The organism is Floricoccus tropicus, from assembly GCF_001832905.1.
Lineage (GTDB): Bacteria > Bacillota > Bacilli > Lactobacillales > Streptococcaceae > Floricoccus > Floricoccus tropicus.
In genome coordinates this window covers 281,215-304,856 of the sequence record NZ_MKIR01000001.1, presented here as the reverse complement: position 1 = coordinate 304,856, position 23,642 = coordinate 281,215, and the positions used below count along the sequence as shown (strand labels likewise).

The following is a 23,642-nucleotide window of genomic DNA, read 5'->3' as shown; positions in this document are numbered from 1 at the left end:
ATACACCCACAACAGTTGACAAAGAGCCCATTTTTTTAAAAATAAGATGTTTATTTATTTTTATTTTGTTTACCGGCATTTCGACCGTTATTTTTACCTAGATTTTTTTTCATGTTTTCTTGAACGAGAACATTTGCTTGTTTCGGAGTTACATCTTTGATATCTTTTGTATTTACGACTGGAGGATTTTCTTCAAATTCACGGTCGATACGTTTTTTAAGACTTGGTTTAATCATAAAAGTAGTGATTAATTGTTGAATGATACCAAATAAACCACCGACTACCCAATATAGAGTTACACCAGCTGGAGAAGATAATGACATGAATACAATCATAAGAGGACTCATAATCATCATGCTCTTCATTTGTGCTTTTTGTTCTTCTGGCATACCAATAGTAGAAAGATATGATTGAATTAAATAAAGGACTCCGGCAAGACCTACAAGTACTAAACTTCTTTGACCAAGATTCATTCCGAAGAAAGTAGCTTGATCAATACCTGGTGTGTATCTTGCAGCATAGAATAAGGCTGAGAAGAATGGCATTTGAATTAATAATGGAAGACATCCGATACCACCAAACATGCTGACACCATTATCTTTTTGAACTTGCATTAATTCTTGTTGTGCAGCCATTTTTGCTTCAGGTGTTGTAGCATTCTTCATCTTATCTTGTATTGGTTGAAGAACGGGTTTCAAGTAAGCCATTTTTTCTTGTTGATAACTTGCTTTATATGCCTGATTAAGACCAAGTGGTAAGATAAGCAAGCGAACAATGATAGTGACACCAATGATTGCAAATCCATATCCCCAACCAAGATTATTGGCAAAGTATTCAATAATAGAAGACATTGGTTTAACTAATAAGTTATATACCCATCCATTACCAGTAGGTTGACCATTTTTAGTTTGGACACAGCCTGTCAATAGTAAAAGGGCTGATAAAGTGAATCCTGAATATAGAATTCTTCTAAATGTTTTTTTCAATATAATAAGTTCTCCTAATTTTTATAGACCGTGTAATTATACAGTAAATACGGTCTTTTTTCAATAAGCCCAAAGACTGAGGTTAATTTGCCATTTGAAAATCATTAAAATCATCAAAGTTTGCAGTTGTTTTATCTAGATAGTCAACTCGAGCAAATTGAGTAGGACCTTTACGTAGTTTTTGTTCAAAAATAATTAGCTTACTAGCTGAGTCAGACTGAGCTAGGATCTCCACAGTACCATCATTATTATTCCAGACACGTCCTTTAATACCAATTTCTTTTGCTAGAGTCATTGTCCCCCAACGAAAGCCTACTCCCTGTACACGTCCAGAAACGATAAATCTCATTTTTAACATTTTAATCCTCTCCTTATAAGATAAGAGTATAAATAACAATTTCTATTTAAAACTACTACAAGTATAACATTTTATTTCTAATAATTTTTACTAGTTTTAATAACAAAAATAAAATCCAATTTATTGACTTAGTAATAAACTTTGATTATAATGATTTTAGTTAGCTAGCAAACTAAAATGGTGAGGAAGTGATATTATCGAAAAATTTAACTTTATAGATAGACCAGATGACGATAGGATTCAGTCAATGGCAAAGGGATTTGACTATGACATTAATCCCAATTCTGTAACTGCATATTTGAAATTGCAGTGGACTTTTAGAGAAGTAGAAAAAAACTATAATAAAATTTTAGAACATTTTGACTTAAGCGAATCACGATTTGTAATTATGATGTACTTAAGTCGAGCGGAAGAAAATCAATTACTTTCAAGTGAATTAGCTGAAAGATTAGGTGTTTCTAAGGCCACAATCAGTAAAATTTTGAAAAAGATGGAAGAAAAAAATTTAATTGAAAAAATTCCTTCAAAAACTGATAAGCGTTCTACTTATATAAAACTAACAGAAGAGGGACTAAAGAAATTAAAGTATTTTTTACCCTATAACTATAAAGCTGTTGATCAATTATTTTCGAATTTTAGTGAAAAGGAACTTGAAAACTTTGCTCAATTGCTTGAGAAATTAGAAAATAACAAAGAAAAATTAAAAATAATGGAGAATGAATTAAATGAACAATAAAAAAATAGAATTTTTAGAAACATACCTAAGCTTATATATTGGACATCAAGAAGTATTAGAAGTTGCAGGACCTGATTCTCCATATGTAATTCTTGATGTAAGAAATGCACCTGTTCAAGTTAAAAAAGAACAAATCAAAAGTGCTAAAGCTATTGCAGCAAAAGATTTGTCTAGTTCACTAGATAAGCTTGATAAGGATAAAACCTACGTGGTGTATGATTGGACAGCGGGTACAACCCTTGGTAAACAAGCTTTGTTGATTTTATTAACAAATGGTTTTAAGGCATTTGAATTATCATGTGCTCTTGAAGGATGGAAGGGTATGAACTTACCAATGGAAGAAATAAAATAATTAGCTCTAATGACCATATGTGGTCATTTTTTGTATGGTCATATACATTGTAAAAAGTTAAATTTTTTCTTATAATTTTACTTATATGAATATTATTAGATCAAAAGAGAATAAGGCAGTAAAATCTGCTAAGAAATTATTGCAAAAAAAATATCGTAAAGATACATACTTAATAGAGGGATTTCATCTTTTTGAGGAAGCTAGTCGTTCAGGAGCAGAAATATTAGAAACATTTGTTACAGAAGAATTCGCAGCTAAATTTCCAGAGGCTATCATTGTAACGCAGGAAGTTTTAAATTTCATTACTGACAGTAAGACACCACAAGGATTAGTTGCTGTTGTAAAAATGAATAACGATTTAGATTATGAAAAAATTAATTTAAATAAAATTTTGGTTCTTGACGGTGTTCAAGATCCAGGCAATGTGGGAACTCTCATTAGAACTGCTGATGCAGGTGGATTTGATGCAGTTTTCTTATCAAGAGACTGTGCTGATGTCTATAGTCCAAAAGTTATGAGAAGTATGCAAGGAAGTAATTATCATCTTCCAGTTTATTCAGTTGATTTATCTGAGCTATATAAAAAATTAAAAGAATTGAAAATTAGCGTTTTAGCATCTACCTTATCTGATGAATCAATTTCTTACAAAGAAGTAGAGCAAAAGTCTGGAATTGCTCTTGTGCTTGGAAATGAGGGGCAGGGAATTTCGCAATTAACTAAGAATGAGGCTGATGTGTTAGTCCATATTGACATGCCAGGTCAAGCTGAAAGTCTGAATGTAGCGATTGCTGGTGGAATATTAATTTTTAATTTTATCTAGATTTAGTTTTCTTTTAGCTAAGATTTGTATTATTAAGTCATATTCTGAAAATTTGAATAAAAAAAGTGATATAATATACATAGTGACAAAAAAAGAGGTAGATAAATGACATTTTATGATAAGCCATGGGAACAAGACGAAGAGTATTTGGAACTGATATCTGATTTGATTGATCGTCCCGAGGTACAAAAATTAGATGAAATTGTGCACCACCACCATACAACTAGACTTATTCATTCATTGAATGTAAGCTATAATAGTTATCGAATTGCAAAAAAATTTGGTATGAAATCAAGAGAAGTTGCAAGAGCTGGTCTTCTGCATGATCTTTTTTACTATGACTGGCGTGATACAAAATTTGAAGAAGGAAGTCACGCGTATGTGCATCCAAGGATTGCCTATGAAAATGCTCTTAAGTTAACTGAGCTTTCTGAGCTTGAAAAGGATATTATCATTAAGCATATGTGGGGAGCTACTGTTGCACCACCAAAGTACAAGGAAAGTTTTGTTGTTACAATGGTTGATAAGTACTGTGCCATCAAAGAAAGTTCGACACCTGTTGCCTATAAATGGCGCGCGTTTAGAAATCGTTCGGCACATTAATAAATATAGAAGTTTAATTATTTAGGAGAAATATTACGTGAACCTGAGAAATAAAGATATTAAAATTGGAAAGACTATTTCCGAAATTCAAGAAGGGGAGACCTTTAGTTTAACTGAGAAAATAAGTGAAAGAGAAATTTTACTTTACTTAGGTCTAACGACTGATGACAACCCGCTGTTTTTACAGTATGATTATGTTAAGGAAATTGGATTGAAAAAGCCATTAGTTCCTACAACTTTGATTTTTGGTATTATGACTAGTACTGTAAGTAAGTATCTACCAGGCCCAGGAAGTAACGTAGTCAATGTTACCTTTAATATTTCTGAAAAAATATTTAGGGGTGATACTTTGAAATTTGATTTCGAAGTTATTAAAATCGATACTAACAAGGATTTGGTAACAATTAATGTAGAAGTTACTCGTGGTGACATGCGTGTTGGAGATGCAATTCTTCTTGTAACACCACCAGGAGAGAATGAAATAGTAATTGAAGAATAGCCAATATCAGAGTTTATTAGAAAATTTAATATTTTATTTATAGGAGGATTTATTATGAATAATCAAATTATTGATGAAAGACGATTTTCTCTTAATGATTTCTACGCTCGTGTTTATTCACTTTTAGGCTTAGGAATTTCAATTAGTGCAATCGTATCATTTTTAACTTTAACAGTTTTTCAGGCTAACGTCGTGAATATTATAAATAATCATGGCTGGATATTACCAGTAACTTGGGTGATTGAATTAATTACAGTATTTGTTCTTAGTAGTAGCGCGAGTAAAGATGGGGCAATGGCTTTACCAGGTTTCATTTTCTACTCAGCACTCAACGGATTTACCATAAGTTTCACTTTGGCCTATTATGACTTAGGTTCTGTGACTCAAGCCTTTGTAGTTGCAGCAGTTATGTTCTTTGCATTAGCTTTCTATGGTAGTAGGACAAAACAAAGCTTAACAGGTATTGGTAAAGCAGCACGCGCTGGATTACTTGGTCTTATTGTAGCAAGCATCATCTTTATTTTTACTGGTGGTGGAGTATTCAACCTTGTTATCAGCATTGCCGGAGTTCTTATCTTCTCAGGATTAATAGCTTACGATAATCAAGCTATTAAGAATGTTTATAATGGTATGCAAGGCGAAGTTACAAGTGGCCAAGCAATTAATCTAGCACTTAGTCTTTACTTAGATTTCATTAACTTATTCTTAAGTCTATTAAGAATTTTTGGTAGTAAAGATTAATAAATTACATAAAAAAGAACTTCTATGGAGGTTCTTTTTTCGTTTATATATCATATAAACTTTTAAAAAAGTATTTGTGTGATAGAATGAATATAAAACTTAGGAGGTATATTTTAATATGAAAAATAGTGATAGAGTAAGTGCAAATTCTTTCTATTCACACATATATATGATTATGGGTTTTGGTTTATTAATTAGTTCGTTAGTATCGTTTATAATGATTAATTATTTTGGCAATACAATGATGAATATTTTGCAAAATAACTACTGGGTGTTACCTGTTACATGGGTAATAGAGTTGATAACAGTATATGTTCTAGGTAGATTTACAAGTAACAATAGTAGTACTGCATTACCTGGTTTTATTTTTTATTCAGCACTCAATGGCTTTACCTTAAGTTTTAGCTTGATTTATTATGATCCAAACTCTATAACAATTGCTTTCATTATTGCAGCTATTATGTTCTTTGGGTTAGCAATTTATGGAACTCTAACGAAAAGAAGTTTAACAGGAGCTGGAAAAGCAGCACGAGCAGGACTTTTAGGTGTGATAATTGCTAGTATTATATATATATTTACTGGTGGATCGACATTTGACTTAATTATTAGCCTTGCAAGTGTAATAATATTTTCAATATTAATTGCCTATGATAATCAAAGAATTAAAAATGTATATGATAGGTCATATGGAGATGTTACAAGAGGAGAAGAAATAAATCTTGCCTTAAGTGTTTATCTAGACTTCATTAATATATTTACTAATATTTTACGTATTACAAGCAAAAATAGTAATAATAATAGTCATTAATAACATATCTCTATTAATGACAAATTTTTAACAAAACAAAAGAGCCCAAGCGGACTCTTTTTTAATTTTATTAAGCAAGCTTAGAAGTAAGCTCATCGACAAAGTTTTCAAGTGCAACAATGTCATCTTCTTCGGCTGCAAGGTCAACTTTAACACTCTCAGAACCTTTAGTAGCATTACATTCAGCGAAAGCAGCATCAAAATCATCAACTGATTTACAGAATTCATCATAGAAAGTATCTCCTGATCCAACCACACCGTAAATTTTACCTGATAAATCAAGATCTTGGAGATCTTCATAGAAATCAACGATTTCATCTGGTAATTCCCCATCACCATAAGTATAAGTTGCCACAATATTAATATCAAAGTCTAAAAAGTCTTCTGCATCAACGCTTGTACATTCGTCCATTTCAACTTCGATTCCTTTATTTTCTAAAGCTTCACAGACGATATCAGCGATTTCTTCTGTGTTACCTGTCATACTTGCATATACGATTTTAGCAGTTGCCAAAATAAAATCCTCCTATTTATTTATAATCGAATTATAGCAAGGAATAAAGAAAAATAAAAGAAAAAAGAATTTAGTTTTACCCTTGACAAACTAAATAAAAAGAATATAATTTATTTTGTTAGATAAATATAAATGAAACTAACTAAAAACAAAAACAATCGAGGTATAAATAATGAGTAAAGAAACGAATGAATTATTAGATTTATTTTCACAAGTAGTTGGAAATCCTAAAATGATGTTTGCACTCCGTGGTAATATGATGCAACAAAGAATGAGAGAAAATGGAAATCGTCAAGGAGCAAGATCACTACTTTTTCTATTATGGGAAGAAGATGGCTTAACAAACTCAGAGATTGCTGAAAAATTGGATGTTAAACCGTCAAGTGTTACAAATATGGTTAAAAAGCTTGATAAGAAAGAAATGATTAAACGTGTCCAAGACGAACAAGATAAAAGAGTTACTAGAATCTTTTTAACTGAGAAAGGTCGTGAATTAGAAGAAGGACAAAAAAATCATCAAGATGAAATTTCAGAAGAATTATTTGATTTTCTAAGTGAAGAAGAAAAATCAAATTTAATTGCAATATTAAAACGTATTATTTCTGAAAATACTTCAGAAGATTTTGAATCAAACTTCTTCAACTTCCATGGTGGAATTCATGAACATTTTGGACAAGGACCATTTGGTCGTGGTGGAATGCCTAATTTTGGAGGAGGTCGTAACTTCCAAGATATGGAACATACACACCACCATCATGAACAACATGATCACCATAATCATTCAGATTTTGGTAGAGGACAACATGGTTTTAATATGAATGAAAAAGACTTTATGAACTTCTTTGAAAATATGAATGATAAAGATTTAAGTGAAAATGACATGCGTAAATACATGAGAAAAATGGCAAATGATGAACGTCGTTCAATGCGAAACGATGAGTCTTTTGAAGATTCAATGAAAAAATTTGCTGCAATGTTTGGTGGCTTTGGTAAACAATCTACTAAAGATGACGATGATATAGAAGAATAATAACTAATTAAATAGAGGTAGAATAAAATGGCTGAAAGAGGTTACGGTGGAGGACAACCAATGTCTGACACACGAACAAATGATTTTAAAAGAGAAAAATTCAAGATGAAAGATTTTATTGGGCTTATTAATATTGCCCATCCAAAATATTTCATGTTAATTGCTGGTGTTCTAGTTGGTGTTCTAGGAACTATAATCCAATTATTTGTTCCAAAAGTTGCACAAAGTCTGATTAATAATTTTTCATCGGGTGTTGACTATGTAATGCTTGCAAAAGTTGTTGGATTATTTGTACTTTCAGCAATTTTGTCTGTAGTATCAGGTACGATGCTTGGGATTTTTGGTGAAAATGTAGTTCAAAATCTTCGTAAAAAGATTTGGAATAAAATGGTTCGTTTAAAAGTTAAATATTTTGATGAAGTAAAAGCAGGAGAAATGGCAAGCCGCTTAGTAAGTGATTCTTCTCAGGTCAAAGAACTTTTAGCAGGTACTTTCCCTAAAACACTTTCAAGTATCTTACTTATTTTGGGTAGTGTAATAATGATGTTCAAGATGGATTGGCAAATGACCGTAGCAATGGTTGTTGTTGTTCCAATTGCAACAATTCTTATTGCTCCTATCATGGTATTTGGACAAAGAATTGCCCATTCTAGACAAGATGCACTTGCAAGTTTCAATGGTAATATCACAGAGTCTTTAGGGGCAATTCGTTTGGTTAAAAGTTCAAATGCTGAAAAACAAGCAAGTGAACAAGCAGATGAGGAAATTGATAAATTATATAAAATTGGTTTAAAGGAAGCAATATTTGATTCTTCTATGCAACCAATTATGATGATGCTGATGATGGGTATGATCTTTGGTCTTTTGACTTTTGGTATTCATCGTGTTGCTACTGGTGCCATGACAATGGGAACTTTAATGAGTTTCTTAATGTATATGTTTAACCTAATTGGCGCTGTACCTATGGTTGCTATGCTCTTTAGTGAGATAGGTAAAGCAGCAGGATCAACTGCTCGCGTTCGTGAACTTCTAAATGAAGATGAAGAAGACTTTAACCATGGAAAAGATATGGATCTTTCAGGTAAAATGCTTAAGGTAGAAAATATTGATTTTTCTTATGAAGAAGACTCTCCAATATTAACTGATGTTTCATTTGAAGCTAAACCTAATCAGGTTATCGCCTTTGCTGGGCCAAGTGGTGGTGGTAAATCTACCATATTCAGTTTGCTTGAACGTTTTTATGAACCAACAAGCGGTGCAATAAAATTTGATGAAACAAATATTGATGATATTAAACTAGGTGGTTATCGTGAACAAATAGGTTTCGTAAGTCAAGATTCAGCAATTCTAGCTGGAACAATTAGAGATAACTTAACTTATGGTCTTGACCGAAAAGTATCTGATGATGAGTTATGGGATGTACTTGATCTAGCATTTGCAAAAACTTTTGTAAAAGAAATGGATAATCAATTAGATACACAAGTAGGTGAACGTGGTGTTAAAATTTCTGGTGGGCAACGTCAACGTTTAGCAATTGCACGCGCATTTTTGAGAAATCCTAAGATTCTCATGCTTGATGAAGCAACAGCGAGTCTTGATTCTGAGAGTGAAGGAATGGTACAAAAGGCTCTAACTAACCTTATGAAGGGTCGTACAACTCTTGTCATTGCTCACAGACTTTCAACAATTGTTGATGCCGATAATATCTATTTTGTGGATCATGGTCATATAACAGGTAGTGGTAGCCACAGCCAATTACTAGCAAATCATGAACTTTATCAAAAATATGTAAGTGAACAATTGATTTAATAAAATTACTTTTTTGTGGGAGCTTGAAAAAGCTCCTTTCTTTTACATGAAATTAACAGAAAATAATAAATAAATTAATTATTTTTACTTTTGAATTTTTTCCAAATATATGATAAAATAGTTAGGCTATTTAGAATGGAAGGTAATTTATTAATGAATTCTAACAAAGAATTTTTAGGTCAGCCGAGAGGCTTGCAGACCTTATTCTTTACGGAAATGTGGGAGAGATTCTCTTACTATGGTATGAAAGCAATCTTGCTTTATTACATGTGGTGGATGATTGACGGCGGAGAATTAAATATTCCTAAAACTGCTGCAGCATCAATCATGGCTATATACTCAAGTTTGGTGTACCTTACTGGTATGGGTGGAGGCTTTATAGCTGACCGTCTCATTGGACAAAGAAAAGCTGTCTTCTGGGGTGGAGTACTCATCATGTTTGGACATATCGCTCTTGCGACACCGTTTGGAGCACCTGCGCTATTTGTCTCTATGGCATTAATCATTGCGGGTACTGGACTTCTTAAACCAAACGTTTCAAGCTTGGTTGGTGAACTTTATTCACCAGAAGATCCAAGACGTGATTCAGGTTTCTCAATCTTTGTTTTCGGTATCAATCTTGGAAGTTTCTTAGCGCCAATCGTAGTTGGTTGGGCACAAGGTGAATGGAACTATCATGTGGCATTCTCGATTGCTGCTGTAGGTATGTTCTTTGGTTTACTTCAATACTACTTCGATGGTAATAAGTATTTACCTGCTGAAGGTCTTAAACCAGTAAATCCAATGGATGCTTCTGAGAAAAGAAGCTTCTATAGTAAAGTAATTGCTGGGACTCTTGCGACTGTAGTTTTATTTGGTCTATTAGCGGCATTTAAAGTTTTAACACTTAATTTGTTTATTAATCTGTTAACTATTTTTGCAGTTATTATTCCAGTTTATTACTTTGTCATGATGTATCGTTCTGACAAAACTACAAAAGAAGAAAAATCCCACGTTCTTGCATATATTCCACTATTTATCTCAGCAGTTATATTCTGGGCATTGGAAGAACAAGGTTCAATCGTTCTTGCAACATTTGCTGCAGAACGAGTTAACTATCCAAGCTGGTTCCATGCATCATATTTCCAAAGTTTAAATCCTTTGTTTATTATGTTGTATGTTCCGTTATTTGCTGTATTATGGACTAAATTAGGTAATAAACAACCTAGTTCACCAGTTAAATTTGCAATCGGACTATTCTTCACTGCTCTATCATTTTTAATTATGGCAGTTCCTGGTATTTTATATGGTACTAGTGTAAAAGTTGGTCCGTTTTGGTTAGTTGCTTCTTGGGCATTGATTATTGTAGGTGAGATGCTGATTTCTCCAATTGGTTTATCAGTAACTACAAAACTTGCACCAAAAGCATTTACTGCTCAAATGATGGGTATGTGGTTCTTAACTTCTGCTGTTGGGTCAGCCTTGAACGCTCAAGTTGTTCAACTTTACTCAGCTAAAACTGAAGTTCCATACTTCATTATTTTAGGATTGATTACATTGGTATTTGGTGTAATTGTATTCTTAACTTCTAAAACAATTGAAAAATTAATGGGAAATATTAGATAGCAAGACCATTAATAATAAGAAAAAGGTTTCCGTCAGGAAACCTTTTTTGATAATGATTTGTAATGGTGGTAGAATAAATTAACAGTTCTAGGAGAGTGAAAAAAATGATAACTTTAAAAAGTGAAAGAGAAATTTCTCAAATGAAAGAAGCAGGAGATTTCTTAGCTTCAATTCATATAGGTTTACGTGACATAATAAAATCTGGTATTGATATGTGGGATATTGAAGAATATGTCCGCAAGCGTTGTAAGGAAGAAAATTATTTACCTTTGCAGATTGGTGTAGAAGGTGAAATTATGGATTATCCCTATGCTACATGTTGTTCATTAAATAATGAAGTAGCTCATGCATTTCCCCGTCATAAAGTTTTAAAAGATGGTGACTTAATCAAAGTGGATATGGTTCTTGGTAAGGCAAGTTCTAATATCGATGTTAGTAAACTTGATTTTAATAATGTTGAACTTATGAAAAAGTATACAGAGAGTTTTCGAGGAGCAATCGCTGATTCATGTTGGGCATATGCAGTAGGAGATGTGAGTAATCAAGTTAAAAGATTAATGGATGTTACAAAGGAATCTATGTACATTGGTATTGAACAAGCGCGTGTAGGTAACCGTATTGGTGATATTGGGGCTGCTATTCAAGAGTATGTTGAGTCCAAAGGTTATCAAGTAGTTCGAGATTTAGTAGGACATGGTGTTGGACCAACAATGCATGAAAAACCCGATGTTCCTGCTTACGGTATAAAAGGACGTGGAGTTCGCTTGCGTGAAGGGATGGTATTGACTATTGAACCAATGGTCAATACAGGAACCTATAAATTAAAAGAAGATAGGAAGACAGGTTGGGGGTTCTCAACTCTTGACGGGGGGTTATCTTGTCAATATGAGCATCAATTTGTAATTACAAAAGACGGACCTGTAATACTGACAAGTCAAGGTCAAGAAGGTACATATTAATTTAAGTAGTAAGAAAAATTAATAAAATGATTATATTTAACTAGTTCTTGTAAGTTATATTTTTGAGGTAATAAAATGGATAGACTGAGATTTGAAAATGTAGACGATAGTAATCGTGAACAGGTATTAAAAATTAGGCCGTTTGATGAACAAATAAATTTCATAGAATCTGTTGAAGATTGTTTAAATGAAGCAGATGAAATGACTCTTTTCTACAAGGAGAGAAGGGAAAAAGGTGAAAAAACTTCATTCTGGCAACCTATGGCAGTATATGAGGGAGAGGATATGATTGGCTTTATTATGTATGGGCATATGCTTTCGACCTCGGATAGATTGTGGTTGGACCGAATATTGGTTGACAAAAATTTTCAATCGATGGGCTATGGTAAGAGGCTAGTAGCTGATTCGTTAGCTTTGCTTGCTGTGAAATTTCCTGGGAAAAAAGTTTATTTGAGTGTCTATGATGATAATGACCGTGCCATTAAAATTTATCAAGATTTGGGATTTGCTTTCAATGGTGAGCTTGATGACGGTGGAGAGAAAGTAATGGAAACTGTGCTCCCTGCTATATAATTTTTTCTTAATGCTTTTTTTGAAATATTGCTTTAACCGTGGTAGAATAAATAGAATTTAATTGTATAAAGAAGAGGTAATTTAATAAATGATTAGTTTGAAAAGTCCAAGAGAAATTGAACAAATGGACAAAGCTGGAGATTTTCTAGCTTCAATTCATATTGGTTTGCGTGATATCATCAAACCAGGTATTGATATGTGGGATATTGAAGAATATGTTCGCAAACGTTGTAAAGAAGAAAATTTCTTACCGCTACAAATTGGTGTAGATGGTGAAATTCAAGACTATCCATATGCTACGTGTTGTTCGCTAAATGATGAAGTTGCCCATGCTTTTCCACGTCACCAAACATTAAAAGACGGTGATTTGATAAAAGTCGATATGGTACTTGGTATGGCAAGTGATGATTTAGATGTTTCTAAGCTTGATTTTAATAACGTGCAAGATATGAAAAAATATACTGAATCATTCCGTGGTGGAATTGCTGACTCTTGTTGGGCTTATGCAGTAGGGACTCCGTCTGAAGAAGTGAAAAATTTGATGGATGTGACTAAAGAATCTTTATATCGTGGAATTGAACAAGCACGCGTTGGAAACCGTATGGGTGATATTGGTTCAGCTATTCAAGAATATGCTGAAGCGCATGGATATGGCGTGGTTCGTGATTTAGTTGGTCATGGTGTCGGTCCAACAATGCATGAAGAACCAATGGTACCTCATTATGGAGTTAAAGGAAAAGGCCTTCGTCTTCGTGAAGGCATGGTTTTAACTATTGAACCGATGATTAATACAGGTACCTATGAAATTGATACCGACTTCAAAACAGGATGGGCTCATAAGACTTTAGACGGTGGTCTATCGTGTCAATATGAACATCAATTTGTAATTACAAAAGATGGTCCAGTAATCTTGACAAGTCAAGGTGAGGAGGGAACTTATTAGGATTTCCTAATGTTCCTAATCACATATGGTAGATAAGATACAAAAGTTCTTTGAAAAAATAATGAATATACCGATAGTAAAGGCATTTATGACTTATTATAAGAGTGCTGAAATGGACTTATCTAGTATCGCTGTAGCTTATTATTTTTTACTTTCAATGTTTCCAATTTTAATGACCTTTGCGAATGCTCTACCCTATTTAAAAATTGATTCAACCTCTGTCCTAAAGATGCTTCATGATTTATTACCAGAACAGTTGTATGACATTGTAGAAGTTGTCATCAAGAGTTTCCTTGATACACCATCTCCTGGTTTGTTATGGGTAGGTATCATTTCAGGATTTTGGACATTTTCAAAAGGTCTTTCAGCATTGCAAAAAGCAATGAATAAAGCTTATAAAGTTGATAAGCATCGTGATTTTATTGTTAGTCAGCTTATTGGTTTTGCAAGTAGTTTTGCCATAATTATTTTAATAACTTTGGCAATTATTGTTTTAACATTTGGTCAAACTATTCTCACTGCATTATATAATAATATTCATTTTGATAGAAGAATATATGAAATGCTTTATAATATGACATTACCAGTTGTTGCAATTGTAGTATTTACAGCCTTAATTCTCTTATATTTTTTACTTCCAAATGTGAAAATGAAAAAAATAAGGTATGTATTACCTGGTGCAATTTTTTCAACATTTGTTTTAGTTTTCTTAACTAAAATTTTTGGTGATTATGTCAATCGATATGTTAACAAAATGATGGACTTTAAAATGGTTGGTAGTTTACTTACCTTTGCACTCATGTTATGGTTTATTTTCATCGCAAAGGTCTTGATAACTGGAGCGATTATGAATGCATCAGTTCAAAGCCTATACGTCGATAGTTTTGAAACAAGACGCGGTGAAATTGTTAGCATCATAAAATCGTTAACACAAAACGAAAATTCGACATCTTCTAATCCGGATCAAGGATGACAGATAAAAAATAAAAGAATGAGCAATTTGACTCATTCTTTTATTTTTTGTTACGAAAGACAAAGAATTTACTTACCAAATAATTTATAACAATTGTTAAAAATTGAATAACTATTGTAAGAATAGCTACAGCTGTATCTTTACTGACTCCAAAGGAATTAGTAATGATTTGAGGGTTTTTGTCAACAAAGTACCAATTTGCCAGAGCTGAGAGTCCCATAAGTACTAATCTACTACTAACGAATTGAACGAACTCACTCCATATGCTTTTAGAGGATTCTTTTGTATTAAAAACCCAAAGTTTGTTAGTTACAAACGCGAAGACGATCGCAACTGTATTAGCGATAATATCACTCCATAAACCGCTGTTGGTCATCTTGTAGGTAATCATTTTAATAACAAAAAATATTAGAGTTGTTGCGACTCCGAAGAATAAATAGGATAGTACTTCATTCTGAAAGAATTTTTTTATCGTTTTCATACTTGCATTATACCAAATTTCGTAAATTTATGGTAAGATACTTATTGGTCTATGACCCCTTGCCACTTATTCACCTTTGGGCAAGCATATTACACTCGCAAAAAGCGATAAAGGAGAAATATATGGATAATAATAAGTCAATGGATGTAGTGTCTTTTGCAAAAATGGCTATAGTGACTGCGCTATATGTTGTTGTAACAGTAGCTCTAGGTTCTCTTGGAAGCGGAGCAATTCAATTTAGATTAAGCGAAATGTTTAATTTTTTAGCCTTCTATAATAAGAGGTATGTCTATTCTGTGACAATAGGTTGCGTTATCGCAAACTGGATGGTATTTGGACCAGTTGATGCAGTAGTCGGTTCAGCATCAACTTATGTCTTTGTTACACTAGGAGTTAAACTTTTTTCTAAATTCATGAATGAACATTTATTTGGAGGAGTGATTAATAAAGCATTTTTATACTTCTCAATTTTCTTTGCTATAAGTATGTTCACAATTGCATTAGAATTACATATTTTATATGGACTTCCATTCTTTGCAACTTGGTTTACAACTGCAATGGGTGAATTTATCTCATTGATTATTGGTAGTGTAGTGATTGAAGCGCTTGGAAGACGTATTGATTTAACAAAATAAAAGAAAATATAAAAGTTTATGAAAAAAAGATCAAACTAGGTCTTTTTTTTGTTCTATAAATTTGTTAAAATGAGGTAAATAAAAGAAAGTAGGGCTTCGTGTGATTGACTTATACATTTCTCCAAGTTGTACTAGTTGTCGTAAAGCTAAGGCTTGGCTAGCAGCACACGATGTTGAAAGTCGTGAGCACAACATAATGACTCAGCCTATAACGCCTGAGGATTTAAAAGCAATATTATCAAAAACTGAAAATGGGACTGAAGACATTATTTCGACACGTTCAAAAGTTTTCCAAAAGTTAAACATTGATATTGATGAATTAACTTTAAATGAACTGATTGAATTAATAAGTGAACATCCTAGTCTTTTAAGACGCCCAATAATCATTGATGATAAAAAAATGCAAATCGGATTTAATGAAGATGAAATAAGAGCCTTCCTCCCACGAGAATATCGTCGTGCAGAAATGCGTGATGCTCAATTTCGTGCCGAGTTGGTTGACTAATAAAAATAGCAAGAGGATTAATTATAATGAAAGCTAATTACAATTATCCTATTGATTATTCGTGGAGCACGCAGGAAATTACTGATGTGCTCTCTTTTTTTAATCATGTGGAAAAATTTTATGAAGGAAAAGTAGCAAAGGTAGATTTTTTAGATTCTTATAGGAAGTTTAAAGTAATTGTTCCTTCAAAAATGCAAGAAAAACAATTGGACCGTGAATTTGAAAGTCTAAGTGGATATTCAACATACCGTGCCATACAGGAGGTGAAAGCAAGTGATAAACAATTTATCAGAAGTGAAAAATAAGCTTGACCTCGCAAAAGCTTGGACTATTGAAGCAGGTCAATATATAAGAGAAAACATGCATAATGATCTTGAAATTGATGAAAAAACAAATCATACTGATTTAGTGACCAATATGGACAAATCAGTTCAAGATAAACTAGTATCTTGTATCAAGAAAAAATTTCCAGAAGATAATATTCTTGCTGAAGAAAATAACCTAAGACATTCTATAGCAAAGGGTAATGTTTGGGTAATTGATCCAATTGATGGTACTTCAAATTTTGTTTCTCAAAAAGATAATTTTGCGGTGATGATTGCTTATTTTGAAAATGGTGTAGGAAAGTTCGGTATTATACTTGATGTTATGAAAGAAAATCTTTATTGGGGTGACGGAAAAAAAGTTTTTAGGAATAACGATGAGCTACAAAAACCAAAGATAAATTTAATGCATTCTGTTATTGGTGTGAACTCATACATGTACAGAACTAATGATCATGGATTACTTGATTACTCAGAGAACACACTTGGAGTCAGAATATTGGGTAGTGCAGGAATAGAATATACTAAATTAATTGAAGGGAAGATAAGTGGGTATTTTTCTAATTTATCACCTTGGGACTATGCTGCGGGTACCATTATTTTATCAGCTTTTGATTACGTAACAGAGGCAATATCCGGAGGAAATCCGAAATATGATGGTCGTGAAAAAGTATTTACTGTAGAAAAATCTAATTTACCTTTGGTAAGAGAATTTATTAATTAGAGCAAAAACAAGTGACCCTTAAGTTAATTATGTTATAATCATATATGGAAAATTAGTAGAGTGGAGTCTTTGTCTGATGTCTAATGTAGATAAAATAAAAATCCGTGGTGGTAATACCCACCTTAACGGAACTGTAGAAATTGAAGGGGCAAAAAACGCTGTCCTACCTTTACTTGCAGCCTTGATCTTGGCTAGCGAGGGAGAAACTGAGTTATCAAATGTACCAATCCTCTCTGATGTATTCACTATGAATGAGGTTATTCGTCATTTAAATGTTGATGTAGAGTTTGATGAAGTGAACAAAGTTGTAAAAAGTAAAGCTGCTCAAAAAGTGGAAATTGAAGCACCTTATGAGTATGTAAGTAAAATGAGGGCATCTATTGTGGTAATGGGTCCAATATTGGCAAGAAATGGTCAATCTAGAGTCTCAATGCCTGGAGGATGTTCAATTGGTAGTCGTCCAATTGATCTTCATCTACGTGGATTTGAAGCTATGGGTGCTGAAATAAATCAAAATGCTGGATACATTGAAGCAAAAGCAGATCGATTACACGGAGCGAATATTTATTTAGATTTCCCAAGTGTTGGAGCAACTCAGAACTTAATGATGGCGGCAACTCTAGCTGATGGAACTACAACAATTGAAAATGCTGCGCGTGAACCTGAAATTGTTGATCTTGCAAATCTTTTAAATAAAATGGGAGCACAGGTTCAAGGTGCTGGAACTGACACTTTGATTATCAAAGGTGTGGAAAAGATGCACGGTGCTAATCATTCAGTCGTTCAAGACAGAATTGAAGCGGGAACTTTTATGATTGCCGCGGCCATGACACAAGGCAATGTTCTTGTTAAGGATGCAATTCGTGAACACAATCGACCACTATTGGCAAAAATGATAGAAATGGGTGTTGAAGTTATTGAAGAGCCAGATGGAATTAGAATCATTGGTCCTAAACATCTAAAACCTTCCAAGGTTAAAACAATTCCACACCCAGGATTTCCTACAGATATGCAGGCACAAATGACTGCCCTTCAGGCGGTCGCCGAAGGTGAAAGTACAATGGTTGAGACTGTTTTTGAAAATCGTTTCCAACATTTAGAGGAAATGAGAAGAATGGGTCTGGATGTTGATATCACAAGAAACACAGCTCTTATTGAAGGTGGAAAAAAACTTCAAGGTGCTGAAGTTAAGTCAACAGATTTACGTGCATCAGCGGCTTTGATATTGCTTGGAATGGTTGCAGATGGTGAAACAACTGTTGGTGAACTTAAGCATTTAGACCGTGGATACTATAATTTTCATGGAAAATTAGCCCAGTTAGGTGCTGATATTGAAAGAGAGTCTGGATACTAAAATCTAGCTGATACTGAGAGGTAAATACAGTGCGTGTAATTAAATATTTTGGAACAAGAATAAATCTTATTATACTTGTAGTAATTTTATCAATCTTTGCATTAGTTGCTGGATTAATGATTGGCTATGGTGTTTTAGGTGATGGACATGCAAAAGATGTTTTAAAACCATCTTTATGGTCAGAAGTCATCGGAAAACTCAAATAATAAGTGCTGTTTTAACCATTAAACATTGAAGAAATCAATGTTTAATGGTATAATACTGTTTATATGCTGTAAGCTAAGAATTTTGTGTCTAAACACGAAATTTATAAATAATAAGGAGAACTATATAATGACTGCAAGTTTTGAAAAAACTGGCACTAATAATGGTGTTGTAACATTTTCAATTGATCAAGAAACAATTAACAAAGGATTAGATAAAGCATTTAACCGTGTTAAAAAGAACCTTAATGTACCTGGATTCCGTAAAGGTAAAGTAAGCCGTTCAGTATTTGATAAAATGTATGGAGAAGAAGTTCTTTACGAAGAAGCTTTGAATGCAATCTTACCTGAAGCTTATGAAGCAGCTATTTCTGAAGTAGCTATCGAACCTGTTGCTCAACCAAAAATTGATATTAAATCAATGGATAAAGGTGAAGAATGGGTTATCACTGCTGATGTTGTTGTAAAACCAGAAGTGAAACTTGGTGATTACAAAAACCTTGAAGTAAGTGTTGACGTAGATAAAGAAGTTTCTGACGAAGAAGTAAACGCTAGAATTGAACGTGAACGTAATAATCTTGCTGAGCTAGTTCTTAAAGAAGACGCTGCTGAAGACGGAGATACTGTTGTAATCGATTTTGTTGGTTCAGTTGATGGTGTTGAATTTGACGGTGGTAAAGCTGATAACTTCTCACTTGAACTTGGAAGCGGTCAATTTATTCCTGGCTTTGAAGAACAATTAGTTGGTCATAAAGCTGGTGAAACTGTTGATGTTAATGTAACATTCCCAGAAGAATATCAAGCTGAAGATTTAGCTGGAAAACCTGCATTGTTTGTTACAACTATTCATGAAGTAAAAGCTAAAGAAGTTCCTGAGCTTGATGATGAACTAGCTAAAGATATTGATGAAGAAGTTGCTAGCCTTGATGAATTGAAAGCAAAATATAAATCAGAATTAGCTAAAGCTAAAGAAGCTCAATACGATGAAGCAGTAGAAAATGCAGCAATTGAAAAAGCAGTAGAAAATGCAGAAATCGTTGAATTACCTGAAGAAATGATTCATGAAGAAGTACACCGTGCTATGAATGAATTCTTAGGTAACATGCAACAACAAGGTGTATCTCCTGAAATGTACTATCAAATTACTGGTACTACTGAAGAAGATTTACATGCTCAATATGAAAGTGATGCTGATGCACGCGTTCGTACTGGATTAGTAATTGAAGCAATCGCTGCTGCAGAAGGTTTTGAAACAACTGATGAAGAAATTGACAAAGAAATCTCAGATTTAGCTGAACAATACAACATGCCTAAAGAACAAGTTGAAAGCCTACTTTCAAAAGATATGCTTAAACATGATATCGCTATGAAAAAAGCAGTTGATTCAATTACTGAAACAGCAGTAGTTAAATAATTGCCAATAGGCTAGGAATTCCTAGCCTCTTTTGAATGATATACGAATTATAAAACTATTGATTTATATATTTTCATAAGTACGATAATTAAAAATTGTAGGGGAAATAAATTTGAAAATTGAAGTATTTGAAGGACAAAACAAAGATGAACTTTCTATGATTGAAGTTGCTCATGCTATGCTTGAACAAAATGGAAAAGAAATGGAATTCTCTGTTCTTGTCAACGCTATTCAAGATTATCTTGAAAGAAGTGATGCGGATATTAGAGCTAATCTTTCAACATTCTATACTGATTTGAATACTGATGGAAGCTTTATTCCACTCGGTGGAAATGTATGGGCACTAAGAGCTTGGTATGCAATTGATGAAATTAATGAAGAAATCATTGCTCTTGATGAAGTTGATGATGAAGATCGTCCCAAGAAAAAACGCAAGAAAGTTAATGCATTTGCTGATCTTGATGACGCCATTGATTATTCCGATGATGATCCTGAAGATGATGAATATACTGATGATGACAACTATGATGATGAAAACCCAGATGACGAAAAGAGTGAAGTGGAAGCTTATGATTCTGAGTTAGCAGAAGTTGTTATTGATGATGATAACGAAGAAGTCGACATTGATGAAGATGATGAAGATGATGAAGATGATGAAGACGATTTCGAAAATGACGAAGAAGTTAAATAAACAAAAAAAGAACTAAATCCCAATTTGGGATCTAGTTCTTTTTATATAGAGATGTAGTTTTTAAAAGTTCAATGATTAGAAAAATGCATCATATAAAGCGGTTATTGCTTCTTTTTCTTGATCACCTTTTACTACAAACATTACTGAAACCTCACTTGAACCTTGGCTGAGCATTTCCAAGTTAATTCCTGCATCTGATAATGCACGAGTTGCTGTTGAGGTAACACCAATATGTTCCTTCATTCCTTCACCAACGATAACGATTACAGACAAATCCTTTTCCAGATGAAGTTCATCTGGATTCAAAGCTTCTTGTAGTTCAGTTAGTACTTTTTCCTCAAGTTCAGCAGTCAAAAAACGTGAACGAATAATTACTGACAAATCATCAATACCAGTTGGCATATGCTCGAAACGAATATTGTTATCTTCGAGACTCTGTAAGACTTTACGTCCAAAACCAACTTCTCTATTCATTAAATATTTTGATATATTAATACTTGCAAAATTACTTTCAGCTGCAATTCCAATTACGGGTCTAGAGTTATCTTTTCTTTCGGTAGTGATTTTTGTACCTGGATGATTTGGATTATTGGTATTTTTAATTACAATAGGTACACCTGCTAGTCTTGCAGGGACAAGTGCTTCATCATGTAAGACTGAAAAACCTGCATATGAAAGCTCTCGCATTTCTTTGTAGGTTACTTCTGAAATAGACTCAGGATTTTCAATTATTCCAGGATGAGCAACAAAAATACCATCAACATCAGTGAAGTTCTCATAAATATCAGCATTAGTACCTGCTGCAATAATACTACCTGTTATATCACTTCCTCCACGAGAGAAAGTACAAATTTTTCCTTTTTCAGTAATTCCAAAAAAACCTGGAATTACAAGGACACCATCAAGGTCGTTTAATTCATTAATCTTTTTATTGCTCTCATCAAGCAAACGAGCATCACCAGGCTCTTCGGTAACAAAAATACCAGCTTTCTTAGGATTAATATATTGGGCTTTCAAACCTTGATTATCAAAATATTCAGCTATGAGTATAGCATTATTATTTTCCCCTGCAGCAAGAAAAGAATCATAAGCAAAAACATCATTATCTACATCTAATTCAGCAAGAGATAAGATGTTGTTTTTTATTTCTTCAATTATTTTATCTGATAAATTTAAATCAGTAGTTATTTCAGAGTAGCGGTCAATAAGCCAGTTTTGGCTTGTTTCAACATCCCCCTTATTTTTTACAGCATTGTAATAAGCTATAAGAGCATCAGTTACTTTAGTATCCTCTGCAAATCTTTTTCCCGGTGCACTCACCACGACAAACTTACGATTAGGATCACTTTTGATAATATTAAAAACCTTATCAATTTGTGGGGCACTGGCAACCGAAGAACCTCCAAATTTAACTACCTTCATAATTCCTCCAAATAAAAATGTATTAGGAAAATTATAACAAAATTCAGAATATTTTCAAGTGAATTTTATGCTATAATATTTAATTATGAATAAATATAAAGCAATTATTTTTGATATGGACGGAGTCCTAGTAGATACAGAACAATTTTATTATAATCGCCGACAAGATTTTATGAATTCTCAAGGTATCAGTATTGACCATCTTAAACCTAGCTTTTTTATTGGGGGCAATATGAAAGGAATTTGGCCAAAGATACTTGGAGATGAATATGATAAATGGGATATTGAAAAACTTCAAAAAGATTACATAGAGCACAAGAAAAATAATCCTTTACCATACAAGGAATTATTATTTGATAATGTAGATGAAGTGCTAAATACCTTGAAAAAAATTGGTTATAAATTAGCTTTAGCTTCAAGCTCAACAAATCATGATATAGATTTAATGCTTGAAGAAAATAATCTTAGAAAATATTTCACTGTAATTTTAAGTGGTGAAGATTTTAAAGAGACTAAACCAAATCCTGAAATTTACATTTCAGCTATCAATAAATTAGACGTAGATCCACAAGAGGCTTTAATCATCGAAGATAGTGAAAAAGGTATTGAAGCAGGAGTTAATTCAGGATCTGATGTATGGGCAATAGAAGATACAAGATTTGGTATGAATCAGTCAAAAGCCACTCTGAAAGTAAGTGGTTTATCAGAAGCCATATCAAGACTAGTATAGATAAAATATGTTATAATATGTATAATACCCCTAATCAAAAAAAGCAAGCGAGGTCATTATGGAATTAGAAAACATAAATGAAAATACAATAAAAATAAAAATGACTTTTGATGATCTACGAGATCGTGGTATCAATTTATCAGAATTTTTAACAAACCAAGATGCAGTTGAAGAATTATTTTATGATATTTCAAGCGAATTAGATATTTCAGATAAGTTTATTGAAAGTGATGTTGTTAGCTTTCAAGTTAGACCAAATTCAAAAGGAATTGATTTAATGGTTCGTGGTGAAAAAGTAAATATGGAAGATTTAGATTTACCTTCTGATCCAGAGGAATTTACTAAGGCACTAGAAAACATGATTAAATCAAGAGCAGAGAATGGTGACTTACCTGAAAATGTAGATTTGAATAAAGCAGCTGAGATGTTATTTGGTGGAATTAATGAAAGTGATTTAGATGATATTCCCATGGAAGAAGATGAAGAAAAAGAACTTCCAGAATATACTTACTTCACATTAAAATTTAGAAATATTGATGATGCTGTAAATATGGCTAAAAATATTAATCAGAGTGTAGAGGAAAGTGAACTTTATAAATATTTAGATAAATATTATATGACTATTCTTCAAAATCAAAAATTGATGGGACCAAAACTTGTTAAAAGCATACATTCTCAAATGTTAGAATTTGGACAAGATGAGCGAGTAACGAGGGAAACACTTACAGAGTATGGTCAATCATTGATTGAGTATGATGCACTTGATATATTACGTCAAATGTAAAAATTCATAATTGGTAAGGAAACTTGCCAGTTTTTTGTTATAATAGATATTAGATTATAATAAACGA

The 23,642-nt window shown here is 32.9% G+C and carries 29 protein-coding genes and 1 riboswitch; of the genes, 24 read left to right on the top strand and 5 right to left on the bottom strand.

Features of this window, described 5'->3' with window-relative positions; translation table 11 throughout:
• Positions 1-50: 50 nt before the first annotated feature.
• Positions 51-986, bottom strand: a complete 936-nt coding sequence (gene yidC, locus BG261_RS01515; protein WP_070791416.1) for a membrane protein insertase YidC — start codon at positions 984-986, stop codon at positions 51-53.
• Positions 987-1,068: 82 nt separating this feature from the next.
• Entirely contained in the window at positions 1,069-1,344 is a 276-nt protein-coding gene (locus BG261_RS01510; protein WP_070791415.1) for an acylphosphatase, read from the bottom strand.
• Positions 1,345-1,591: 247 nt separating this feature from the next.
• Here BG261_RS01510 and BG261_RS01505 point away from each other — a divergent pair, with 247 nt between their 5' ends.
• The 7 genes from BG261_RS01505 to BG261_RS01475 all read left to right on the top strand — a co-directional run bounded on the left by BG261_RS01505 (position 1,592) and on the right by BG261_RS01475 (position 5,903).
• On the top strand, positions 1,592-2,080 hold the full coding sequence (locus tag BG261_RS01505) for a MarR family winged helix-turn-helix transcriptional regulator (RefSeq protein ID WP_083318228.1): 489 nt from the start codon (positions 1,592-1,594) through the stop codon (positions 2,078-2,080).
• On the top strand, positions 2,070-2,432 hold the full coding sequence (locus tag BG261_RS01500) for a rhodanese-like domain-containing protein (protein ID WP_070791413.1): 363 nt from the start codon (positions 2,070-2,072) through the stop codon (positions 2,430-2,432). Before BG261_RS01505 ends, BG261_RS01500 begins: the two co-directional genes overlap by 11 nt.
• Positions 2,433-2,517: 85 nt before the next feature.
• Positions 2,518-3,252 carry a TrmH family RNA methyltransferase gene (locus tag BG261_RS01495; protein ID WP_070791412.1) on the top strand — a complete coding sequence of 245 codons (735 nt, stop codon included), beginning with the start codon at positions 2,518-2,520 and terminating at the stop codon, positions 3,250-3,252.
• Positions 3,253-3,357: 105 nt separating this feature from the next.
• Positions 3,358-3,855 carry an HD domain-containing protein gene (locus BG261_RS01490; protein ID WP_070791411.1) on the top strand — a complete coding sequence of 166 codons (498 nt, stop codon included), beginning with the start codon at positions 3,358-3,360 and terminating at the stop codon, positions 3,853-3,855.
• 37 nt (positions 3,856-3,892) lie between these two features.
• The gene (locus BG261_RS01485) at positions 3,893-4,354 is read left to right on the top strand and encodes a hotdog family protein (RefSeq protein ID WP_083318227.1); all 462 of its coding nucleotides are present in this window, start codon (positions 3,893-3,895) and stop codon (positions 4,352-4,354) included.
• A 54-nt stretch (positions 4,355-4,408) separates the two neighbouring features.
• Positions 4,409-5,095 carry a Bax inhibitor-1/YccA family protein gene (locus tag BG261_RS01480; protein WP_070791410.1) on the top strand — a complete coding sequence of 229 codons (687 nt, stop codon included), beginning with the start codon at positions 4,409-4,411 and terminating at the stop codon, positions 5,093-5,095.
• Positions 5,096-5,213: 118 nt separating this feature from the next.
• Positions 5,214-5,903 carry a Bax inhibitor-1/YccA family protein gene (locus tag BG261_RS01475; protein WP_070791409.1) on the top strand — a complete coding sequence of 230 codons (690 nt, stop codon included), beginning with the start codon at positions 5,214-5,216 and terminating at the stop codon, positions 5,901-5,903.
• Positions 5,904-5,973: 70 nt separating this feature from the next.
• Here BG261_RS01475 and BG261_RS01470 read toward each other — a convergent pair whose 3' ends face one another.
• A complete protein-coding gene (locus BG261_RS01470) occupies positions 5,974-6,417 on the bottom strand; it encodes a flavodoxin (protein ID WP_070791408.1) in 444 nt (147 codons plus the stop codon).
• A gap of 172 nt (positions 6,418-6,589) precedes the next feature.
• On the opposite strand from BG261_RS01470, the gene BG261_RS01465 reads away from it, so the two are divergent.
• From BG261_RS01465 to BG261_RS01435, 7 genes are all read left to right on the top strand, one after another.
• Positions 6,590-7,447 (top strand): MarR family winged helix-turn-helix transcriptional regulator, encoded by an 858-nt coding sequence (locus BG261_RS01465; RefSeq protein ID WP_070791407.1) that lies wholly within the window; start codon positions 6,590-6,592, stop codon positions 7,445-7,447.
• Positions 7,448-7,507: 60 nt separating this feature from the next.
• The gene (locus tag BG261_RS01460) at positions 7,508-9,256 is read left to right on the top strand and encodes an ABC transporter ATP-binding protein (RefSeq protein WP_233278885.1); all 1,749 of its coding nucleotides are present in this window, start codon (positions 7,508-7,510) and stop codon (positions 9,254-9,256) included.
• A 153-nt stretch (positions 9,257-9,409) separates the two neighbouring features.
• Positions 9,410-10,861, top strand: a complete 1,452-nt coding sequence (locus BG261_RS01455) for a peptide MFS transporter (protein ID WP_070791405.1) — start codon at positions 9,410-9,412, stop codon at positions 10,859-10,861.
• A 104-nt stretch (positions 10,862-10,965) separates the two neighbouring features.
• A complete protein-coding gene (locus BG261_RS01450) occupies positions 10,966-11,820 on the top strand; it encodes a methionyl aminopeptidase (RefSeq protein ID WP_070791404.1) in 855 nt (284 codons plus the stop codon).
• A gap of 75 nt (positions 11,821-11,895) precedes the next feature.
• Positions 11,896-12,393: a GNAT family N-acetyltransferase gene (locus BG261_RS01445; protein WP_070791403.1), complete on the top strand. Its 498-nt coding sequence runs from the start codon at positions 11,896-11,898 to the stop codon at positions 12,391-12,393.
• Between the two features lie 88 nt (positions 12,394-12,481).
• Positions 12,482-13,336, top strand: coding sequence for a methionyl aminopeptidase (locus BG261_RS01440; protein ID WP_070791402.1), 855 nt, complete (start codon positions 12,482-12,484; stop codon positions 13,334-13,336).
• A gap of 88 nt (positions 13,337-13,424) precedes the next feature.
• Positions 13,425-14,309: a YihY/virulence factor BrkB family protein gene (locus BG261_RS01435; protein ID WP_233278883.1), complete on the top strand. Its 885-nt coding sequence runs from the start codon at positions 13,425-13,427 to the stop codon at positions 14,307-14,309.
• A gap of 40 nt (positions 14,310-14,349) precedes the next feature.
• On the opposite strand, the gene BG261_RS01430 is transcribed toward BG261_RS01435, so the two are convergent.
• Positions 14,350-14,790, bottom strand: a complete 441-nt coding sequence (locus BG261_RS01430) for a GtrA family protein (protein ID WP_070791401.1) — start codon at positions 14,788-14,790, stop codon at positions 14,350-14,352.
• 28 nt (positions 14,791-14,818) lie between these two features.
• Positions 14,819-14,915: riboswitch (PreQ1 riboswitch) on the top strand.
• On the opposite strand from BG261_RS01430, the gene BG261_RS01425 reads away from it, so the two are divergent.
• The 8 genes from BG261_RS01425 (at position 14,913) to rpoE (ending at position 20,639) form a co-directional block, all read left to right on the top strand.
• Positions 14,913-15,425, top strand: a complete 513-nt coding sequence (locus tag BG261_RS01425) for a QueT transporter family protein (RefSeq protein WP_070791400.1) — start codon at positions 14,913-14,915, stop codon at positions 15,423-15,425. (Overlaps the previous riboswitch by 3 nt.)
• A gap of 100 nt (positions 15,426-15,525) precedes the next feature.
• Positions 15,526-15,930: a transcriptional regulator Spx gene (gene spx / locus BG261_RS01420; RefSeq protein WP_070791399.1), complete on the top strand. Its 405-nt coding sequence runs from the start codon at positions 15,526-15,528 to the stop codon at positions 15,928-15,930.
• Between the two features lie 26 nt (positions 15,931-15,956).
• Positions 15,957-16,235 (top strand): UPF0223 family protein, encoded by a 279-nt coding sequence (locus BG261_RS01415; protein ID WP_070791398.1) that lies wholly within the window; start codon positions 15,957-15,959, stop codon positions 16,233-16,235.
• Entirely contained in the window at positions 16,204-16,977 is a 774-nt protein-coding gene (locus BG261_RS01410) for an inositol monophosphatase family protein (RefSeq protein ID WP_083318226.1), read from the top strand. Before BG261_RS01415 ends, BG261_RS01410 begins: the two co-directional genes overlap by 32 nt.
• Positions 16,978-17,053: 76 nt before the next feature.
• On the top strand, positions 17,054-18,331 hold the full coding sequence (gene murA, locus BG261_RS01405) for a UDP-N-acetylglucosamine 1-carboxyvinyltransferase (RefSeq protein ID WP_070791397.1): 1,278 nt from the start codon (positions 17,054-17,056) through the stop codon (positions 18,329-18,331).
• Positions 18,332-18,360: 29 nt separating this feature from the next.
• Positions 18,361-18,537: a DNA-directed RNA polymerase subunit beta gene (locus tag BG261_RS11085; RefSeq protein ID WP_075201830.1), complete on the top strand. Its 177-nt coding sequence runs from the start codon at positions 18,361-18,363 to the stop codon at positions 18,535-18,537.
• 127 nt (positions 18,538-18,664) lie between these two features.
• Positions 18,665-19,948, top strand: a complete 1,284-nt coding sequence (tig, locus tag BG261_RS01400) for a trigger factor (RefSeq protein WP_070791396.1) — start codon at positions 18,665-18,667, stop codon at positions 19,946-19,948.
• 112 nt (positions 19,949-20,060) lie between these two features.
• On the top strand, positions 20,061-20,639 hold the full coding sequence (rpoE, locus tag BG261_RS01395; protein ID WP_070791395.1) for a DNA-directed RNA polymerase subunit delta: 579 nt from the start codon (positions 20,061-20,063) through the stop codon (positions 20,637-20,639).
• A 75-nt stretch (positions 20,640-20,714) separates the two neighbouring features.
• Here rpoE and BG261_RS01390 read toward each other — a convergent pair whose 3' ends face one another.
• Positions 20,715-22,061: an aspartate kinase gene (locus BG261_RS01390; RefSeq protein WP_070791394.1), complete on the bottom strand. Its 1,347-nt coding sequence runs from the start codon at positions 22,059-22,061 to the stop codon at positions 20,715-20,717.
• An 85-nt stretch (positions 22,062-22,146) separates the two neighbouring features.
• Between BG261_RS01390 and BG261_RS01385 the strand changes: the two genes are divergently transcribed.
• Entirely contained in the window at positions 22,147-22,791 is a 645-nt protein-coding gene (locus BG261_RS01385; RefSeq protein WP_070791393.1) for an HAD family hydrolase, read from the top strand.
• Positions 22,792-22,849: 58 nt separating this feature from the next.
• The gene (locus BG261_RS01380) at positions 22,850-23,575 is read left to right on the top strand and encodes an adaptor protein MecA (protein WP_070791392.1); all 726 of its coding nucleotides are present in this window, start codon (positions 22,850-22,852) and stop codon (positions 23,573-23,575) included.
• Positions 23,576-23,642: the final 67 nt, after the last annotated feature.

Excerpts from the sequence above, each read along its gene's own strand:
- BG261_RS01510 (WP_070791415.1), bottom strand. The coding sequence starts at position 1,344 with ATGTTAAAAATGAGATTTATCGTTTCTGGACGTGTACAGGGAGTAGGC.
- BG261_RS01505 (WP_083318228.1), top strand. The coding sequence starts at position 1,592 with ATGGCAAAGGGATTTGACTATGACATTAATCCCAATTCTGTAACTGCA.
- BG261_RS01500 (WP_070791413.1), top strand. The coding sequence starts at position 2,070 with ATGAACAATAAAAAAATAGAATTTTTAGAAACATACCTAAGCTTATAT.
- BG261_RS01495 (WP_070791412.1), top strand. The coding sequence starts at position 2,518 with ATGAATATTATTAGATCAAAAGAGAATAAGGCAGTAAAATCTGCTAAG.
- BG261_RS01490 (WP_070791411.1), top strand. The coding sequence starts at position 3,358 with ATGACATTTTATGATAAGCCATGGGAACAAGACGAAGAGTATTTGGAA.
- BG261_RS01480 (WP_070791410.1), top strand. The coding sequence starts at position 4,409 with ATGAATAATCAAATTATTGATGAAAGACGATTTTCTCTTAATGATTTC.
- BG261_RS01475 (WP_070791409.1), top strand. The coding sequence starts at position 5,214 with ATGAAAAATAGTGATAGAGTAAGTGCAAATTCTTTCTATTCACACATA.
- BG261_RS01465 (WP_070791407.1), top strand. The coding sequence starts at position 6,590 with ATGAGTAAAGAAACGAATGAATTATTAGATTTATTTTCACAAGTAGTT.
- BG261_RS01460 (WP_233278885.1), top strand. The coding sequence starts at position 7,508 with ATGTCTGACACACGAACAAATGATTTTAAAAGAGAAAAATTCAAGATG.
- BG261_RS01455 (WP_070791405.1), top strand. The coding sequence starts at position 9,410 with ATGAATTCTAACAAAGAATTTTTAGGTCAGCCGAGAGGCTTGCAGACC.
- BG261_RS01450 (WP_070791404.1), top strand. The coding sequence starts at position 10,966 with ATGATAACTTTAAAAAGTGAAAGAGAAATTTCTCAAATGAAAGAAGCA.
- BG261_RS01445 (WP_070791403.1), top strand. The coding sequence starts at position 11,896 with ATGGATAGACTGAGATTTGAAAATGTAGACGATAGTAATCGTGAACAG.
- BG261_RS01440 (WP_070791402.1), top strand. The coding sequence starts at position 12,482 with ATGATTAGTTTGAAAAGTCCAAGAGAAATTGAACAAATGGACAAAGCT.
- BG261_RS01435 (WP_233278883.1), top strand. The coding sequence starts at position 13,425 with ATGACTTATTATAAGAGTGCTGAAATGGACTTATCTAGTATCGCTGTA.
- BG261_RS01430 (WP_070791401.1), bottom strand. The coding sequence starts at position 14,790 with ATGAAAACGATAAAAAAATTCTTTCAGAATGAAGTACTATCCTATTTA.
- BG261_RS01425 (WP_070791400.1), top strand. The coding sequence starts at position 14,913 with ATGGATAATAATAAGTCAATGGATGTAGTGTCTTTTGCAAAAATGGCT.
- BG261_RS01415 (WP_070791398.1), top strand. The coding sequence starts at position 15,957 with ATGAAAGCTAATTACAATTATCCTATTGATTATTCGTGGAGCACGCAG.
- murA (WP_070791397.1), top strand. The coding sequence starts at position 17,054 with ATGTCTAATGTAGATAAAATAAAAATCCGTGGTGGTAATACCCACCTT.
- tig (WP_070791396.1), top strand. The coding sequence starts at position 18,665 with ATGACTGCAAGTTTTGAAAAAACTGGCACTAATAATGGTGTTGTAACA.
- BG261_RS01390 (WP_070791394.1), bottom strand. The coding sequence starts at position 22,061 with ATGAAGGTAGTTAAATTTGGAGGTTCTTCGGTTGCCAGTGCCCCACAA.
- BG261_RS01385 (WP_070791393.1), top strand. The coding sequence starts at position 22,147 with ATGAATAAATATAAAGCAATTATTTTTGATATGGACGGAGTCCTAGTA.
- BG261_RS01380 (WP_070791392.1), top strand. The coding sequence starts at position 22,850 with ATGGAATTAGAAAACATAAATGAAAATACAATAAAAATAAAAATGACT.